This window comes from Mycobacterium sp. NGS15 (assembly GCF_059813245.1).
Genome location: NZ_JCALEF010000005.1, coordinates 253,808 through 270,502, shown reverse-complemented (window position 1 = coordinate 270,502; position 16,695 = coordinate 253,808). Strand labels below are relative to the sequence as shown.

The following is a 16,695-nucleotide window of genomic DNA, read 5'->3' as shown; positions in this document are numbered from 1 at the left end:
GACCCTATCTGACCTGGCCGCGTAGCACGATGAGGTCCGGCCGCGACAGCACATGCGCACCAGCGCGCGGGTCTTCGCGATACCCCACGAGATCGGCGGGTGCGCCGTGCTCCAGTCCCGGCCGTCCCAGCCATTCCCGGGCACGCCATGACGCAGCGCCCAGCGCATCGGTGGGATCCATGCCAATACGTGTGAGCGCGGCGACCTCATCGGAGATGCGGCCGTGTGCAATCCCGCCGCCGGCATCGGTGCCCGCGTAAATAGGAACTCCGGCGTCATATGCGTTCCCGAAGGTTGAGTGCAGCCCCGCGTACAGGTCGCGCATGTGTTGGGCATAGACCGGGTATTTCGCCGCGGAGTCGGCGATTCCGGGGAAGTTCTCGATATTGATGACGGTTGGAACCAGCGCGGTGCCATGCTCAACCATCAGGGCGATGGTGTCATCGGTGAGGCCGGTGCCGTGCTCGATGCAGTCGATCCCGGCGCGAACCAGGCCCGGCAGCGCTTCCTCGCCGAAGACGTGCGCGGTGACGCGCGCACCGTTGGCATGCGCGGCGTCGATGGCCTGTTCAAGGATCTCGTCCGACCACAGTGGAGCCAGGTCACCGACGGAGCGATCAATCCAGTCCCCCACCAACTTCACCCAGCCGTCGCCCCAACGCGCTTGTAGGGCCACGGCTTCCGGAAGCTGCGATTCATCCTCGATATCGATGGGCAGTCCGGGGATGTAGCGCTTGGGCTTGGCCAGGTGCCTGCCCGCGCGGATGATGCGCGGCAGGTCTTCTCGCTCGTCGAAACCGCGGGTGTCCACCGGGGATCCGGCGTCACGCAACAACAGTGCGCCCACGTCGCGCTCTGTCTCGGCCTGCGCGACCGCCTCATCAAGCGAGGTCGGACCGTGCGGCCCGACACCGACGTGGCAGTGCGCGTCGACCAGTCCGGGCAGCAGCCAACCGCCGTCGAAAATGGTGTCGGCACCCGCGATCGGTTCCCGGCTTATGACGCCGTCATGCACCCACAGATCGATCGGCTCTTCGGACGGAAGAGCTCGGCCCCTGACGTGCAATCGGGCGCACGCGGCCATTAGTTCTTGGGGAACTTCAGCTTCGAGATGTCGATATCGGCCAGACCGGGTGGCAATTCGCCGAGCCCCTCCGGCATCCCGGAGAGATCGGGAAATCCGGCCGGCATGCCCGGAGGCATCCCCGGGAATCCGCCCCGAATCTTCGGCTGGGTGGGACCCCGTGAGCCCTTCTTGCCCTTTTTGGTGTTCTTGCCACCCTTGCGGTTGCTCTTGCGATTAATGGCCCCCATGCCCATACGGCCCGCCATCGACGACATCATCTTGCGCGCCTCGAAGAAGCGGTCCACGAGCTGATTGACCTCCGAGACCGCGACCCCGGAACCGTTCGCGATCCGCAGCCGCCGCGAGGCGTTGATGATCTTCGGATCGGTGCGTTCGGCGGGTGTCATCCCGCGAATGATGGCCTGCACCCTGTCCAGCTGCTTGTCGTCGACGGCGGCCAGCGCATCCTTCATCTGGCCGGCGCCGGGCAACATGCCCAGCAAGTTGCCGATGGGTCCCATCTTGCGGATCGCGAGCATCTGCTCCAGGAAGTCCTCGAGCGTCAGCTCTCCGGAGGTGATCTTCTCGGCGGCGGCCAGAGACTGCTCGGCATCGAAATGCTGTTCTGCCTGCTCAATGAGCGACAGCAGGTCGCCCATGCCCAGGATGCGGCTTGCCATCCGATCGGGGTGGAAGACGTCGAAGTCCTCAAGCTTTTCGCCGGTCGACGCGAACAAGATCGGGGTACCGGTGATCTCACGCACCGAGAGCGCGGCGCCACCGCGGGCGTCACCGTCGAGCTTGGTCAGGACCACACCGGTGAACCCGACACCCGCGCGGAAGGCCTCGGCGGTGCTCACCGCGTCCTGACCGATCATGGCGTCGAGGACGAACAGCACCTCGTCGGGATCGACGGCCTCACGGATCCGGGCCGCCTGGTCCATCAGTTCGGCATCGATGCCGAGACGGCCCGCGGTGTCGACGAGCACCACGTCAAAGTGCTGAGCCTTGGCGTGGGCGAGACCATCGCGGGCCACCGCCACCGGATCGCCGACGAGCGAGCCGACCTCCAGCCCACCGGGCGCGGCGCCCGGGTGGGGTGCGTAGACGGCGACTCCGGCGCGCTCACCGACCACCTGGAGCTGGTTCACCGCCCCGGGGCGCTGCAGGTCACAGGCCACCAGAAGTGGTGTATGTCCTTGTCCCTTAAGCCATTTCGCGAGCTTGCCGGCAAGGGTCGTCTTACCGGCACCTTGCAGACCGGCGAGCATGACAACGGTCGGCGGGGTCTTGGCGAAGGCCAGCTGACGGGTTTCCCCGCCGAGGATGCCGACCAGCTCCTCGTTGACGATCTTGACGACCTGTTGCGCCGGGTTCAGCGCACCGGAAACCTCGGCTCCCTTGGCACGTTCCTTGATGCGCCCGATGAAGGTGCGCACGACGGGCAGCGCGACATCGGCTTCCAGCAGCGCCAGCCGAATGGTGCGGCACGTCGCATCGATATCGGCTTCGGACAGACGTCCCTTGCCCCGTAGGCCAGCAAGGGCATCGGTCAACCGGTCAGACAGCGATTCAAACACGTGGACCAGCCTATCTTGGCCCCGCCGGGACGATGAGTTCGGTGATCGGTCTACAACGTGTTGTCCACGCCTTTTGCTGCTAGGCCTTTTGCTGCTAGCTGGCCGCCTTCTTCGGTTCGGGTGCGGCCGCCGGCAACACCGAGGCGATGGCCGCCTCCAGTACCGCCTGCTCCGGTCCGGTGCTCAGACAGAAAGTGTCGACCACCGAGGAACCCAGCGTGTTGACCCTGGCCCACGCGATATCCACGCCGTGCCGCTCCAGGGTCGCGGTGATGCGCGCCAGCAGCCCCGGCGCGTCCGAGGTGCGAATCTCCACGATCTGCTGATCGACGTTCCCGGCGGGCTCGAACCAGCGGATGCGCGGCGGCGCGGGCGCGTAATTGGTGGGAACCGCAGGTGTGGCATCCCCGACGAGGCCGCTTCCGAACTGGGCGGACTCCCGCTCGCGCTCGTCGAGTGCCGCGATGATGTCGGTATCGCCGTCCAGAGCCGAGATCAGCTGCTGACGCAGCAACCCGGCAGCCGGAGGTGAACCGAACCGCGGCGATACCTCGAAGGTGTTGATCGCCGATCCCGCATGGCTGGCCACCGAGGCCGAGAACACGCGCAATGAGTTCAGCGAGAGCACCCCTGCGGCCTTGGAGAGTAGCCCGCGCTGATCCGGCGCGATCATGCTCACGGTGTACATGTGCGGCGATCCCGCGGGCACTAGCCGTACCTGCACTCCCCCGTCGGTTGCCAACGAAAGCAGTTCCGGGTCAATGGGATCGGGTTCGGGAAGCTGCTCACCGCGCATCACCATCCGGCATTTGCGCACCAACTCCCCGATCAGCGACGCCTTCCAATCGCCCCACACCCCGGGGCCGGTCGCCAGCGAGTCTGCCTCGGCGAGCTGTTGCAGCAGCTCTAACAGCAGCAGATCACCACCGAGCGTGTTGACCACGGTGTCAATGGTTTCCGGATCGGCGAGGTCACGCCGCGTCGCGGTGTTGGGCAGCAGAAGGTGATAGCGCACGATCTTGGACAGCAGCTCGACGTCGGAGGGCCACATACCCAACCGGGTGCCGATCTGCACGGCCAGCTCCGCGCCGACAACGCTGTGATCACCGCCGCGGCCCTTGCCGATGTCATGCACCAGCGCACCGAGAATTAGCAGATCGGGCCGAGAGACTCTGGTGGTGAACGCACTCGCCTGCGCGACCGTCTCGACCAGATGCCTGTCGACGGTCCAGATGTGCACGATGTCGCGCGGCGGCAGGTCCCGCACCGGGCCCCATTCAGGAAAAAGCCTGCCCCACAACCCAGTTCGGTCCAGTGCCTCGATGGTGGCCACCGCGTGACGACCGGCCTCCAGGAGCACCAGCAGGTCCTTGAGTGCCTCTCGAGGCCATGGTGCGCGAAGCTCGGGAGCGGATTCGGCAAGCCGACCCAATGTGGACGCGGAGATCGGTAGACCGGTGGTCGCCGATGCCGCTGCCACACGCAAGATCAGCGACGGGTCGCGTTCCGGGCGGGCGTCACGGGCAAGCACCACCTCCCCGGCATGCTCCACCACCCCTTCATCGATCGGACGTCGGACCGTGCGCCGTAGCACCGAAATACCCCGCCGGGGAATTGCATTGGCGGCCGCGCGCAGTCCGACATCCACCGAATAGCTAATGGTGCGGGCCGCGTCGGACAGCATCCTGGCCAGATCGAACCGGTCGCCGACGCGCAGCGCCGCACCAATTTCGTCGGCGAACTGGGCCAGCAGCTGGTCGCGTTCTCGCCCGGAGACCCGATGCAATTCGGTGCGGACATCCAGGATGACCGAATGCGCGCCGTCGAACGACTTCGCCAGGCCGCTGTCGGTGAGCTGAGCAATGGCCAACGCGCGCAGGAGCTGAACGTCACGCAGACCGCCGCGGCCGGACTTCAGATCAGGTTCGGCGCGGTGTGCGATCTCGCCGCTGCGCCGCCATCGCGCGTGCGTGTATTCGATCAGCTCGTCGAGTCGTGTCCGGATCTGCGAACGCCATTGCTGGCGCACCCCGCCGATCATCAGGCTGGACAACTGCGCGTCCCCGGCGATGTGCCTGGCATCGAGCAGCGACAGCGCCGCCGACATCTCCTGCCCGGCCACATGCAAGGTGTCGGCAACCGTACGGACACTGTGATCGAGCCGAATATTGGCGTCCCACAGCGGGTACCACAAGCCGTCGGCGACCTCACTGAGAGTCTCCGACGCGATGTTCTCGTCGTGCAGGAGTACCAGATCCAGATCCGAGTGCGGCAGCATCTCTCGTCGGCCCAGGCCACCGAGTGCCACGATGGCGAAGCCACTGGAGTCGGTGATGCCGACCTCGGCGGCCTTGGCCGTCAGCCACAGCTCATTGAGGTCGGTCATCGCCTCACGAATCGCACCGGCGTTGAGCCGACTGCCATCACCGAGCAGCTGCGCCCTAGCGGCCACGAGGTCCGTTGCGGCGCCCATGTGATTACCGTTCCGTTTATCGTTTCGAGCGGTCAGAGGGCCCAAGCCCTACAGAGCGTCGGTCCCCCGCTCGCCGGTGCGCACCCGCACCACCGAGTCAACGGGGCTCACCCATACCTTGCCGTCGCCGATCTTGCCGGTGCGTGCGGCGGTCACGATGACCTCGACCACCTTGTCGACGGCGCTGTCGTCCACCACGACCTCGACGCGAACCTTCGGCACGAAGTCGACCGAGTATTCGGCGCCGCGATACACCTCGGTGTGGCCCTTCTGCCGGCCGTAGCCCTGCACCTCGCTGACCGTCATGCCGAGGATGCCGGCCTGCTCCAGACCAGTCTTGACATCTTCCAGCGTGAACGGTTTGACGATCGCGGTGACCAGCTTCATGTCTTCCTCTTTCTCCCTAGTCCGAGTTGCCTGAGCTGCTGTGGCGGCCGATGACCGAACCACTTCCCAGCGCGACAAAGTCGTATGCACCTTCAGCGTGTTGGGATTCGTCGGCGCCTGCCGCCTCTCCCTCGTCGCTGATGCGCAGGCCAATGGTGTACTTCACGATGACAGCAACGATAGCGGTGCCAATTGCCGAATAGAGCAGAACCGCCCCGGCGCCAACGGCTTGGCGCCACAGCTGTTCCAGTCCGCCGCCATAGAACAGACCGGCCACAGCCGCGCCGGTCTCGGGTGCGGCGAACAAACCGATGAGCAGGGTGCCGACGATACCGCCGACAAGGTGCACACCGACAACGTCCAGCGAGTCATCGAATCCCAGCTTGTACTTCAGCCCAACGGCGAGCGCGCAGAGAATGCCCGCGATGACCCCAATAGCAAGGGCGCCAACTACATTCACCGACGAGCAGGACGGCGTAATGGCCACCAGGCCCGCCACGATTCCCGAGGCGGCACCCAGCGAAGTGGCGTGTCCGTCACGAATGCGCTCGGTAAGTAGCCAGCCGAGCATTGCAGCGGCGGTGGCCACAGTGGTGGTCACAAACGTCGACCCTGCCAAACCGTTGGAACTGGTTGCCGAGCCGGCGTTGAACCCGTACCAGCCGAACCACAGCAGACCGGCGCCCAGCATGACGAACGGCAGATTGTGCGGGCGCATCGGCGTACCGGGCCAGCCCTTGCGCTTGCCGAGGATCAGCGCCAGCACCAGACCGGCGGTACCCGCATTGATATGCACGGCAGTACCACCGGCGAAGTCGATTGCCTTGAGCTGGTTGGCAATCCAGCCGCCCTTCTCGGCGGCCGCGCCATCGAATGCGAAAACCCAATGCGCGACCGGGAAGTACACGAGGGTCACCCACAGACCCGCGAACAGCAGCCAGGAGCCGAACTTCAACCGGTCGGCCACCGCTCCGGAGATGAGGGCAACGGTGATAATCGCGAACATGAGCTGGAAAGCCACGAACACCGTGGCCGGGAGGGTGCCCACCAGTGGGATATGGACGGCGGCGACCGCATCAACGGCATTGGCCGGGTCGGCCGCCACCGCGTCCGCCCCATTGCCGCCGATGAGACCCTTCAGCCCGAAGAATTGCGTCGGGTTGCCGAATAGGCCCGAGACGTCGTTCCCGAACGCCATCGAGTAGCCGTAGAGCACCCAGAGCACGGTCACCAGGCCCATCGCACTGATGCTCATCATGATCATGTTGAGCACGTTCTTCGCGCGGACCATGCCGCCGTAGAAGAAGGCCAGGCCGGGTGTCATCAATAACACCAGCGCGGCGCTGGCCAGCATCCACGCGGTATCCCCGGTATTCGGGACACCCATTGTTGGGAAACCATCCACTAGCGGCATTCCTCTCGGGGATCTTGAAGCTTGAACTCTGCCCATGCAGAGTGCGCAGCGGATGTTTCCAAGAGGGCGCGCGTGTGTTTCGCGCCTGTTACCGGTTTGGCGGGCTGGGGAATCTTGCGCGTCCCGAGGCGCGCGAAGCGACCAGGGATGACCGGCGAGCTATCCCAACAGGGCGTCGACGAAGGCCGGCGGCTCGAACGGAGCGAGATCGTCGGGCCCCTCTCCGAGGCCGACTAGCTTCACCGGCACGCCGAGTTCACGTTGTACGTGAAAAACAATGCCACCCTTGGCTGTTCCGTCAAGTTTGGTGAGCACCACGCCAGTGATGTCCACCACGTCAGCGAACACACGCGCCTGCGCCAAACCGTTCTGCCCGATCGTGGAATCGAGAACCAGCAGCACCTCGTCGACTTCGGCGCGGCGTTCTACGACACGTTTGATCTTGCCGAGCTCATCCATGAGGCCGGTCTTCGTGTGCAGTCGTCCGGCGGTATCGACCACCACGACATCGGCGCCCTCCCGGATCCCGGCGTCGACAGCATCGAACGCGACCGATGCGGGATCGGCCCCCTCAGCGCCGCGCACCACCTGAGCACCCACGCGCTGCCCCCAGGCCTGCAGCTGATCGGCCGCTGCGGCCCGGAAGGTGTCGGCGGCCCCGAGCACCACCCGGCGTCCGTCGGCAACCAGCACGCGGGCCAGCTTGCCGACGGTGGTGGTCTTACCCGTTCCGTTCACCCCGACGATGAGCAGCACCGACGGTTTGTCATTGTGTGGCAACGCCTTGATCGACCGGTCGAGGTCGGGCTGCAACTCGTCGATAAGCACCTCGCGCAGCAGTGCGCGTGCCTGCGGCTCGGTGCGCACGCTGCGTGCCGCCATCTCGCTGCGCAGCCGGTCCACGATCGAGGTGGTGACTGCGGTGCCGAGGTCGGCAATCAGCAGGGTGTCCTCGACCTCCTCCCACGATTCCTCGTCGAGGTCTCCGGCGCCCAGCAGCCCGAGCAGACCGCGGCCCACAGCGTTCTGCGAGCTGGCCAGCCGTCCCCGCAACCGATCGAGGCGTCCCGCCACCGGCGCGATCTCGTCGAGTACCGGTGCGGGTTCCGATTCCGGTTCAGGCACGTCGGGTACCGGCTCGGGGGCGGCTTCGGGTTCAGGTTCAGGTTCGGGTTCAGGTTCGGGTGCCGCGACAGGCTCGGGTTCCGGGGCCGGTTCGGGCAGCTCGACATTGGAAATGGTGCGCCGGGGCGCGTCCCGCGGTACTTCGGCGTCATCGCCCACGCTGGGCACCGGGGTTGCTTGCGCACCGCCCTCGCTGAAGGTGATGGTGGAGCCGGCGGTGTACCCGCCGGAACGGTCGGCCGGTGTGGCGCCCTGGGTGATCCCGGTGTTTTTGTCGGAACGTGTCAGGCTGATACGACGGGAGCGGTAACGCACCAGTCCGAAAACCAATGCGGCAACAACCACGACGGCGACGATCGCTACGGCGATCCACACTTCAAGAGGCACCAGGGCATTGTTACAGGAACGCAAGAAGCGCCACATTGACGCCTGCCTGAGCGATCCAGTGCAGTACGTCACTCGAACCACCGGCCTGGAACGACTCGACCTGCCTTATATGGCGTTGCCGAACTCCAACCTCGCCCGGGTTGACCTGTCCACCGAGTTTCTGGGCAAGCGATTAGCCGCTCCCGTCCTCATCGGCGCCATGACGGGCGGCGCGAAACTTTCGGCAACCATCAATCGCAACCTCGCGGCCGCCGCCCAAGAGCTGGGTATCGGGATGATGCTCGGTTCTCAACGGGTGATGCTGGTCGACCCCGAGAGCGCCGGCACCTTCGCGGTGCGAGAGGTGGCACCCGACATCCTGCTCATCGGCAACATCGGGCTGGCGCAGCTCGGCAACATCGCCGCCGCCACGCAACTCAACGACCTGGTGCAGCGGGTCGGGGCGGATGCGCTGGCAGTGCACACCAATCCGCTGCAGGAGGCCGTGCAGCCCGATGGCGATACCGATTTCGCCGGTCAGGTGTACCGGCTCGCAGAGCTGACCCATGCTGTCCATTTCCCCGTGCTACTCAAGGAGGTCGGTCACGGGATCAGCGGGGCCGCAGCGCGCCGCCTCGGCGGATGCCGACTGGCAGCCATCGACGTCGCGGGTGCGGGCGGCACATCATGGGCGCGGGTCGAGCAGTTCGTCCGGTTCGGCACCATTACCTCACCTGAACTCGCCGAATGGGGCATCCCGACCGCTGAGGCACTCGTCGAGGTGCATGCCGAGCTGCCGCATCTACCCCTGATCGGCTCGGGCGGCATACGCACCGGCATGGACGCCGCCAAGGCGATCGCGCTGGGAGCGAGCGTTGTGTCCGTCGCCCTGCCCCTCCTGGCGCCCGCGGTGCAATCACCGCAGGCGGTGATCGCCTGGCTCGAACAGTTCCTCGACGAGCTACGCATCGCCATGCACTGCGCGGACGTCAACACGATCGCGGGTCTCCGGCGAATTTCACTGCGTCCCCGTTCAAGTCCCCGCTAAACGGAGGAAACCCGTCATACACTGCGGGAGTCACTTCTCGTCCCAGGAGGTTCTTGGCATGAATATCCAATTCGGGGGACGTAATAAGTTTCGGGCCCAGGAGGTTCAAGCCCAAAAGGTTCGGGCCCAGAAGGTTCAAGCCCAGCGGATTCGGGCACTGACGAGGACTCTTACGGTCGCCGTCGCTGTGTTGTTGATATCGGCCGGCATCGTCCGAGCGCCCACCGCGCGCGCCGATTCCCTACTCGATTTCACCGGTACCACCGTCTCGGGCGCACCCTTCAACGGGGCCAGCCTCAAGGGCAAGCCGGTTGTGTTGTGGTTCTGGGCCGCGTATTGCCCGTTCTGCAACGGCGAGGGACCGCATGTGAGTGCGGTATCCGCGGCTAATCCGCGCGTCACCTTCGTCGGCATCTCCGGCCGCGGTTCCGTGGGAGATATGGAGGGATTCATCTCGCGCTATAACCTCCACTTCACGAACCTCAATGATGCCGACGGTTCGTTGTGGCGGCAGTTCGGAGTGCCCTGGCAACCGGCGTACTTGTTCATCAATTCCAACGGCACCTCGGACTTTGTGAACAATCCGACGTCATCGATGTCCGAGCAGGAGCTCAGCGACCGGGTGAAGGCACTCACCTGACATCTCTGGCCTTCGCAGCCGGGCTGATCGCGGCACTCAACCCGTGCGGTTTCGCCTTGCTCCCGGTCTACCTCGCACTCGTGGTGCGCGGATCCGGTGCCGAGATCGGGAAGTCGCGGGCGCTTGGCCGCGCCGTCATTGCCACCGTGGTCATGGCAGCCGGGTTCGTCGCGGTCTTTACCGTCTTCGGGTTGTTGACGGTGTCGGTGGCGTCCGTGGTGCAGCGTTATTTGCCTTTTGTGACAGTGGTTTTCGGAATCGGCCTGGTGATTCTCGGACTGTGGCTGCTGGCGGGCCGCGACATCATCGCACTCATGCCCAAGGTGCTCGATGCGAACGCTCCCACCACCCGGCTGGGCTCGATGTTCGGCTATGGCGTGGGATACGCGGTCGCCTCGCTGTCCTGCACTATCGGCCCCTTCCTTGCGGTGACCAGTACCACCTTCGAGAGTGGCTCCCTGTTCGACGGTGTCATGGTCTACCTGGCATACGCCTCCGGTATCACCCTCGTGGTGGGCACGCTGGCCGTGTCCACCGCACTGGCCAGTACGGTGCTGCTCAACGCCATGCGCCGTGCCCTGCCCTACTTGAACCGGATCAGCGGCGCCATCCTCCTTGTGGTTGGCGCCTACGTGGGCTACTACGGCAGCTACGAGGTCAGGTTGTTCCACGCCAATGGCAACCCGGATGACCCGATCGTCAACGCGGCCGGAAAGATTCAGCGAGCGATCTCCGGCTGGGTGTACCTGCACGGTGCCTGGCCATGGTTGTTCGTTCTCGGCTTGGCGGCGGTTGGCGCGGCCATTTGGTGGCGCACCAACGTTTCGGAACCGCCGAGGAATTAGCCCGTCGGGCGTAGCATCATATGCATGACTAGCAATGAGACCGTCGCACCCGAGAAGGCAGGGAGTTGCGACAACCCGAACTGCACCTGCACCGACTGTCAGTGTGGATCCAACTGCACCTGCGGTTCCGACAAGTAGCCCCGGGGAATATCAGCGGCGGGTGAGTGCGTTCGCCGTGAGGTGACCACACCGGAGTTCGCCCCGTACGGGTTCTTCACTCACTACGCGACGGTGGACGCAGATCTTTTGCGCGCCGTCGAAGATCTTGGTTTCGATACCGCGTGGCTGGGTGGTTCGCCCCCCGCTGATCTGCCATGGGTTGAACCGCTTCTTGGTGCCACCGAGCGCATCCGGATCGTCACCGCGATCGTCAACATCTGGTCCGCGCCCGCGCGGGAAGCCGGTCAATCGTGGCAGCGCATCGAAGCCGCTCACCCCGGCCGTTTCATTCTCGGTATCGGTGCCGGCCACCCCGAGATCGACAGCGGCGCCCCCTACAAGCCGTACTCCGGGCTGGTCGAGTATCTCGACGTGCTCGACGAGGCCGGAGTTCCCCGGGAGGGCCGGGGCCTGGCCGCGCTCGCGGAGAAATCGCTCAAGCTTGCCACTGAACGCTCGGCACTCGCACACCCATATCTCACACCGCCGTCGCATACCCGTTGGGCCCGTGAGCTTCTGGGAGCGGGCGCGATCATCGTCCCTGAGCAGAAGGTGGTACTCACCACCGATGCCGAGGAGGCGCGGGCGATCGGCCGCCAGGCCCTGGACATGTATCTCGGTCTGACCAACTACCTAACCATGCTGGAGCGATTCGCGGGCAGCAAGGAGGATCTGGCCAGGCCCGGCAGCGACAAACTGGTGGATTCGCTTGTCGCTTACGGTACTCTGGAACAGATCGTGACGCGTCTGCAGGAGCATCGGGATGCCGGCGCCACCCAGGTGGCCATCCAGGTGCTCGGCGATCCTGCCAAACGCGCTGAGGCGCTAGGTGTCTTGTCCCGCGAGCTGGGTCTCTAGCCCACGCATGCGCTGCGAGACCACCTGCGTGATGCCGTCATCACGCATGCTGACGCCGTAGAGCGCGTCGGCTACCTCCATCGTCGGCTTCTGGTGGGTAATGACGATGAGCTGCGACTTCTCCCTGAGCTGCTCGAACAGACCGATCAGGCGCTGCAGGTTGACATCGTCGAGCGCGGCTTCCACCTCGTCCATGACGTAGAAGGGCGAGGGCCGCGCCCGGAAGATCGCCACCAGCATCGCAACCGCGGTCAGCGACTTCTCTCCGCCGGAGAGCAGTGACAAGCGCTTCACCTTCTTGCCCGGCGGCCGCGCCTCCACCTCGATACCGGTGGTGAGCATGTCATTGGGGTCGGTGAGTACCAACCGGCCTTCGCCGCCAGGGAATAGCGATGAAAACACGCCCCTGAACTCGCGCTCCACATCCGCGTAGGCCTCGGTAAACACCTGCAAAATACGCTCGTCCACGTCGGCAACCACATCGAGCAGATCCTTGCGGGCGGCCTTGACATCTTCTAGTTGTGTGGACAGGAAGTTGTAGCGCTCCTCCAGCGCCGCGAACTCCTCCAGGGCAAGGGGATTCACCTTGCCCAGCTCGCGCAGGTCCTTCTCGGCACGCTTGGCGCGGCGCTCCTGGGTTTCCCGGTCGAACGGCATGGGCTGCGGGGCGCTCACCTGCTCCCCACGCTCACGAGCCTGCTCGTATTCGTCCATCTCCTGCTGGGTGGGCGGCAGCTCGACATGCGGGCCGTACTCGGCGATCAAGTCGTCGGCGGCCATACCGAACTGTTCGAGCACCTGTTCCGAAAGCTGCTCGATACGCAGCGCCGCTTGGGCTTTGGCGACCTCGTCGCGGTGGAGCGCATCGGTGAGACGAGCCTGGGCGGCACTGAGCTCACGGACCTGGTCACGCACGGCGCCGAGCGCCGATGTGTGCTGCGCGCGGGTAGCACTGAGCCGATCCCGGCGCGCGGACGCGGTGGCCACCACATGTTCAAGACGGGCGGCAACCAGACGTCCTGTCTCGGCCACAGCGGCCGCGACAGCGGCCGCCCGCATCCGGGCCGCCGCCGCCCGTTCGGAGCGTGCTCGCGCCTCGCGTTCGGCCGTCGCGGCGCGGCGCAACGAATCAGCTTTACCACGAACGGAATTCACTCGCTCTTCGGAGGTGCGTACCGTCAGCCGCGCCTCGATCTCGATCGAACGCGCCTCTTCCAGCTCGATGGCCATATCGTCGCGATCAATGGGCTCGTCGTCAAACAGGTTGGGCGCCTCTTCGGCATTGCGCAACCGGGACTCGACCTCGGCCAGCTCCTCCATGGTCTTGGCGCGGCCGAGCTCGAGCTGATCGCGTTGCAGGGTAAGTTTTCTCACCTCGTCAGCGGCAAGGCGGGCGTCTTGCCCGACACGGCCCAGCTGCTCGTACACCGCGGAGATGGCCGCGTCGGATTCGTTGAGGGCAGCCAAGGCCTGCTCGGCGTTGTCCTGACGCACGGTCTGCTCGTCGAGCGCGCCGGCCAACGCGGCGGAGATCTCACCCACCTGAATCTCGGTAGCCCGCAGCTCTTCTCCCGCAGCCTCGATGGCGGCCTGGACCTCCAGGGTGCTCTGCTTCTTATCGGATCCGCCGGCAACCCACCCGGCACCTACCCGGTCCCCGTCGATGGTCACGGCCCGCAGCAGCGGGTTGGCCAGCACTACCTCGATCGCGGCGCCGAGCTCATCGACCACCACCACCGAGGCCAGCATCGCCGACACCGCCGTGGCCAGCCGCTCGGGCGCCTCGACCAAGTCGGCCGCCCAGTGCGCACCGGGAGGCAGGCTGACCGCGGGGCGTACCTGCGTGTGCGCGGGCCACTCCCCGAACACGATCGCCGCGCGCCCGCCGTCGGAGGCCTTCAGGGCGGCCACAGCCGCCTGCGCCGCGGCGGGATTCTCCGCGGCCACCGCATCGGCGGCCGGCCCCATCGCTGTCGCGATGGCCCCCTGGTAGCCGGGACGTACCTTGACCAGCTGTGCGATCGACCCGAAAATTCCAGCCCCACTGCGATTCTGGGTAAGCCAGGCCGATCCGTCCTTGCGTTCCAGACCGATGGCCAGCGCATCGATACGCGCCTTGAGCGAGGCGATCTGCCGTTCTGCCTGGCGTTCGGCCGACAGCAATTCTGCGACGCGTTCATTGGCGATCGATAACGCCGAGACCGAGCGCTCGTGCTGTTCGTCCAGCCCGACCTCGCCCTGATCCAGCGCGGCCACGCGCGCCTTGACGGTGTCGAATTCGGTCTGCGCGGCCTCGCCGCGCAGTGTCGCCTCCCCGATTGCCTCGGTGAGTCGCTGCGCCTGGCCGTCAATCGATTCCAGTCTGGTGCGCATCGTGTCGACCTGGCCGGTGAGCCGGGCAAGGCCCTCGCGACGATCCGCCTCGGCGGCGACGGCAGCCAGATGCTGCCGTTGTGCCTGGGCGACCGCGGCCTCCTTCGCGGACAGCTCGGCCTTCGCCAAGGCCAGCTGTTCGGTCACGGATTCCAACTGGGCGATCAGCAACCGCTCCTGCTCGGCGACGCGCTCCGCCTGTGCCTCAAGCTCTTCTGGATCCGGCCCCGTCGGCGCGGCCACCACGTCATCGAGGTGGCTGGCCCGCTCACCAGCGATCCGGACCGTGGCGCTGACGCGTTCGGCGAGCGCGGAGAGCCTGAACCAGGTCTGCTGGGCCAGCTCGGCCTGCGGCATCAGCTCGTTCAGTGCGGTCTCATGCTCGGCCAGCAGCGCGGTCGCCACGTCCAGCTTCTCGGTGATCTCCGAGTGTTGCTTGCGCAGCGTCGTCTCGGCATCGTTGGTTCCGTCGAAATCCGCCCGACGAGCAACCAGGTCATCAGCAGCCAGACGCAGTCGCGAATCTCGCAGATCGGCCTGCACCGTGGCAGCACGGCGCGCGACTTCCGCTTGGCGGCCAAGGGGTTTGAGCTGACGGCGCAATTCGGTGGTGAGGTCGGTGAGCCGGGCCAGATTGGCCGCCATCGACTCGAGCTTGCGGACCGCCTTTTCCTTACGCTTGCGGTGCTTGAGTACACCGGCCGCCTCTTCGATGAAGGCGCGGCGATCCTCCGGTCGAGATTCCAGGATCTGCGACAGGCGCCCCTGCCCGACGATGACGTGCATTTCACGCCCGATACCCGAGTCGGACAGCAGTTCCTGCACGTCCATCAACCGGCAGCTTTGGCCGTTGATCTCGTACTCGCCCGCGCCGTCCCGGAACATCCGACGGGTAATCGAGACCTCGGAGTATTCGATCGGCAGCGCGTGGTCGGAGTTGTCGATCGTCAGAGTGACTTCGGCGCGCCCCAGCGGCGCGCGGGTCGACGTACCCGCGAAGATGACGTCTTCCATCTTGCCGCCGCGCAGGGCCTTGGCGCCCTGTTCGCCCATCACCCAGGACAGGGCGTCCACGACATTGGACTTACCCGAACCGTTGGGCCCCACGACACAGGTAATACCCGGTTCCAGGCGCAGAGTCGTCGGCGAAGCAAAGGACTTGAAGCCCTTCAGCGTCAGACTCTTGAGGTGCACAGCGGGCCAGAATACCGGTCTTAGCGCTAACGCTCGGTAAACCCGGAGATGGGCTCGCCGGACTCCTGCCAGCTATCCACCACAAGATCTACGCGACCTGGCGTTTCCCCGCTGTTCAACCTGGCAAGAAGCTGTTCACACGCGGCCTTGCCCCCCTGCGCGACGACGTGCACCCGCCCGTCGCGCGTGTTGGCGGCATATCCGGTCAGGCCGAGTTCAAGAGCACGGGATCGCACCCACCAGCGGAACCCGACGCCCTGGACGTGGCCGTGCACCCACGCGGATAAACGGATGTCCGACATCTGCTAACCGTCTTCGTCGGAGCGGTCGTCCACCGCGAAGTTCACCTCGGCTCCGGCCTTCAAGGTGCGTCCGACCGTGCACACCTGGTCGACGGCGCGTTCCACGACGGTGAGCACCCGCGCACGTTCCTCGGGCGTCAGTGCGCTCAGGTCGATGACCATCTTCTCGTCGAGTACCGGGTAACGCTCTTGCTCTCGATCGGCGGGGCCGCTGACGTCGATCCGCACCTGGTAGTCCTCGCCGAGGCGGCGTGCGAGAGGCTGGTCGCTGGACATTCCGCTGCAGGCCGCGAGGGCGATCTTGAGGAGCTCTCCGGGAGTGAATACCCCGTCGACGGTCTCCGACCCGATCAGCACCTGCGCACCTCGCGAGCTGTGTCCCGTGTAGCGGCGATTGCCCGTACGCTCTACCCATAATGACGTCACGCCCGCAATGCTATGTAATCGCCGCCGCCATGATGGCCGCGGCGATTAGCGGTGCTTCATTTTTCTTGGCGCCAAACGCTGCGGCAGAGCCCGTGGTGACGCTAGAGTCGCTTCTGCTGCGTCCGTACAGCGAGGTACGGGCGCAGTTGTTGTCTGGTTCCTGGGCTCCCCGCATCGAGGAGCTGGTGTACATCCCGCCCGGTGAGCCCAAGATAGTGCCGACATCGGCGATGCGGCAGACCTATACGGTCGTGGACACCTGCTTCACCAAGCGGATCACACCGATGGGCATCTACCTGCTGCTCGCCAAGCCGGAAACCGTCGAGCAGATCGGCGCGGATCAATTCAAGGCAAGCTACGGCAAGCTGGTCCCCAACTACCGGCCCGGGTGCGATCCGGACGTCCAGCAGATCGACCTCGGGCGTCCGCCCTTCTAGCC

General features: G+C 65.6%; 14 protein-coding genes. 5 read left to right on the top strand and 9 right to left on the bottom strand.

Translation table 11 applies throughout. The features are described from left to right. Positions 1–4: 4 nt before the first annotated feature. From AC5Y5C_RS15760 to ftsY, 6 genes are all read right to left on the bottom strand, one after another. Positions 5–1,084: an amidohydrolase family protein gene (locus tag AC5Y5C_RS15760; protein ID WP_499973775.1), complete on the bottom strand. Its 1,080-nt coding sequence runs from the start codon at positions 1,082–1,084 to the stop codon at positions 5–7. Next, positions 1,084–2,646 carry a signal recognition particle protein gene (gene ffh, locus AC5Y5C_RS15755; RefSeq protein ID WP_499973772.1) on the bottom strand — a complete coding sequence of 521 codons (1,563 nt, stop codon included), beginning with the start codon at positions 2,644–2,646 and terminating at the stop codon, positions 1,084–1,086. Before ffh ends, AC5Y5C_RS15760 begins: the two co-directional genes overlap by 1 nt. A gap of 94 nt (positions 2,647–2,740) precedes the next feature. Continuing rightward, positions 2,741–5,119 (bottom strand): [protein-PII] uridylyltransferase, encoded by a 2,379-nt coding sequence (locus AC5Y5C_RS15750; protein WP_499973769.1) that lies wholly within the window; start codon positions 5,117–5,119, stop codon positions 2,741–2,743. A 48-nt stretch (positions 5,120–5,167) separates the two neighbouring features. Further along, entirely contained in the window at positions 5,168–5,506 is a 339-nt protein-coding gene (locus AC5Y5C_RS15745) for a P-II family nitrogen regulator (protein WP_078287524.1), read from the bottom strand. Between the two features lie 16 nt (positions 5,507–5,522). Next, positions 5,523–6,911 carry an ammonium transporter gene (locus tag AC5Y5C_RS15740; RefSeq protein ID WP_499973765.1) on the bottom strand — a complete coding sequence of 463 codons (1,389 nt, stop codon included), beginning with the start codon at positions 6,909–6,911 and terminating at the stop codon, positions 5,523–5,525. A gap of 168 nt (positions 6,912–7,079) precedes the next feature. Further along, positions 7,080–8,468, bottom strand: a complete 1,389-nt coding sequence (gene ftsY, locus AC5Y5C_RS15735; RefSeq protein WP_499973762.1) for a signal recognition particle-docking protein FtsY — start codon at positions 8,466–8,468, stop codon at positions 7,080–7,082. A 22-nt stretch (positions 8,469–8,490) separates the two neighbouring features. Between ftsY and fni the strand changes: the two genes are divergently transcribed. From fni to AC5Y5C_RS15715, 4 genes are all read left to right on the top strand, one after another. Beyond that, positions 8,491–9,459, top strand: coding sequence for a type 2 isopentenyl-diphosphate Delta-isomerase (gene fni, locus AC5Y5C_RS15730; protein WP_499973759.1), 969 nt, complete (start codon positions 8,491–8,493; stop codon positions 9,457–9,459). A 58-nt stretch (positions 9,460–9,517) separates the two neighbouring features. Continuing rightward, positions 9,518–10,099: a protein disulfide oxidoreductase gene (locus AC5Y5C_RS15725; RefSeq protein WP_499973756.1), complete on the top strand. Its 582-nt coding sequence runs from the start codon at positions 9,518–9,520 to the stop codon at positions 10,097–10,099. After that, positions 10,096–10,944: a cytochrome c biogenesis CcdA family protein gene (locus AC5Y5C_RS15720; protein WP_499974595.1), complete on the top strand. Its 849-nt coding sequence runs from the start codon at positions 10,096–10,098 to the stop codon at positions 10,942–10,944. Before AC5Y5C_RS15725 ends, AC5Y5C_RS15720 begins: the two co-directional genes overlap by 4 nt. 180 nt (positions 10,945–11,124) lie before the next feature. Next, positions 11,125–11,961 (top strand): TIGR03620 family F420-dependent LLM class oxidoreductase, encoded by an 837-nt coding sequence (locus tag AC5Y5C_RS15715; RefSeq protein ID WP_499973754.1) that lies wholly within the window; start codon positions 11,125–11,127, stop codon positions 11,959–11,961. Here AC5Y5C_RS15715 and smc read toward each other — a convergent pair. The 3 genes from smc to AC5Y5C_RS15700 are packed head-to-tail and all read right to left on the bottom strand — an operon-like array spanning position 11,929 to position 16,256. Then, positions 11,929–15,528, bottom strand: coding sequence for a chromosome segregation protein SMC (smc, locus tag AC5Y5C_RS15710; RefSeq protein WP_499973753.1), 3,600 nt, complete (start codon positions 15,526–15,528; stop codon positions 11,929–11,931). The two genes, AC5Y5C_RS15715 and smc, sit on opposite strands and share 33 nt — an antisense overlap. Before the next feature lie 26 nt (positions 15,529–15,554). Then, positions 15,555–15,830 (bottom strand): acylphosphatase, encoded by a 276-nt coding sequence (locus tag AC5Y5C_RS15705; RefSeq protein ID WP_499973751.1) that lies wholly within the window; start codon positions 15,828–15,830, stop codon positions 15,555–15,557. A gap of 3 nt (positions 15,831–15,833) precedes the next feature. Next, the gene (locus tag AC5Y5C_RS15700) at positions 15,834–16,256 is read right to left on the bottom strand and encodes an OsmC family protein (RefSeq protein ID WP_499973749.1); all 423 of its coding nucleotides are present in this window, start codon (positions 16,254–16,256) and stop codon (positions 15,834–15,836) included. Between AC5Y5C_RS15700 and AC5Y5C_RS15695 the strand changes: the two genes are divergently transcribed. Then, complete coding sequence (locus tag AC5Y5C_RS15695) at positions 16,247–16,693, top strand: hypothetical protein (protein WP_499973747.1); 447 nt, start codon at positions 16,247–16,249, stop codon at positions 16,691–16,693. The two genes, AC5Y5C_RS15700 and AC5Y5C_RS15695, sit on opposite strands and share 10 nt — an antisense overlap. Positions 16,694–16,695: the final 2 nt, after the last annotated feature.

Coding starts and splice junctions, on each gene's coding strand:
- AC5Y5C_RS15760 (WP_499973775.1), bottom strand. CDS start 1,084: ATGGCCGCGTGCGCCCGATTGCACGTCAGGGGCCGAGCTCTTCCGTCC.
- AC5Y5C_RS15750 (WP_499973769.1), bottom strand. CDS start 5,119: ATGGGCGCCGCAACGGACCTCGTGGCCGCTAGGGCGCAGCTGCTCGGT.
- AC5Y5C_RS15745 (WP_078287524.1), bottom strand. CDS start 5,506: ATGAAGCTGGTCACCGCGATCGTCAAACCGTTCACGCTGGAAGATGTC.
- ftsY (WP_499973762.1), bottom strand. CDS start 8,468: ATGTGGCGCTTCTTGCGTTCCTGTAACAATGCCCTGGTGCCTCTTGAA.
- AC5Y5C_RS15725 (WP_499973756.1), top strand. CDS start 9,518: ATGAATATCCAATTCGGGGGACGTAATAAGTTTCGGGCCCAGGAGGTT.
- AC5Y5C_RS15705 (WP_499973751.1), bottom strand. CDS start 15,830: ATGTCGGACATCCGTTTATCCGCGTGGGTGCACGGCCACGTCCAGGGC.
- AC5Y5C_RS15695 (WP_499973747.1), top strand. CDS start 16,247: ATGACGTCACGCCCGCAATGCTATGTAATCGCCGCCGCCATGATGGCC.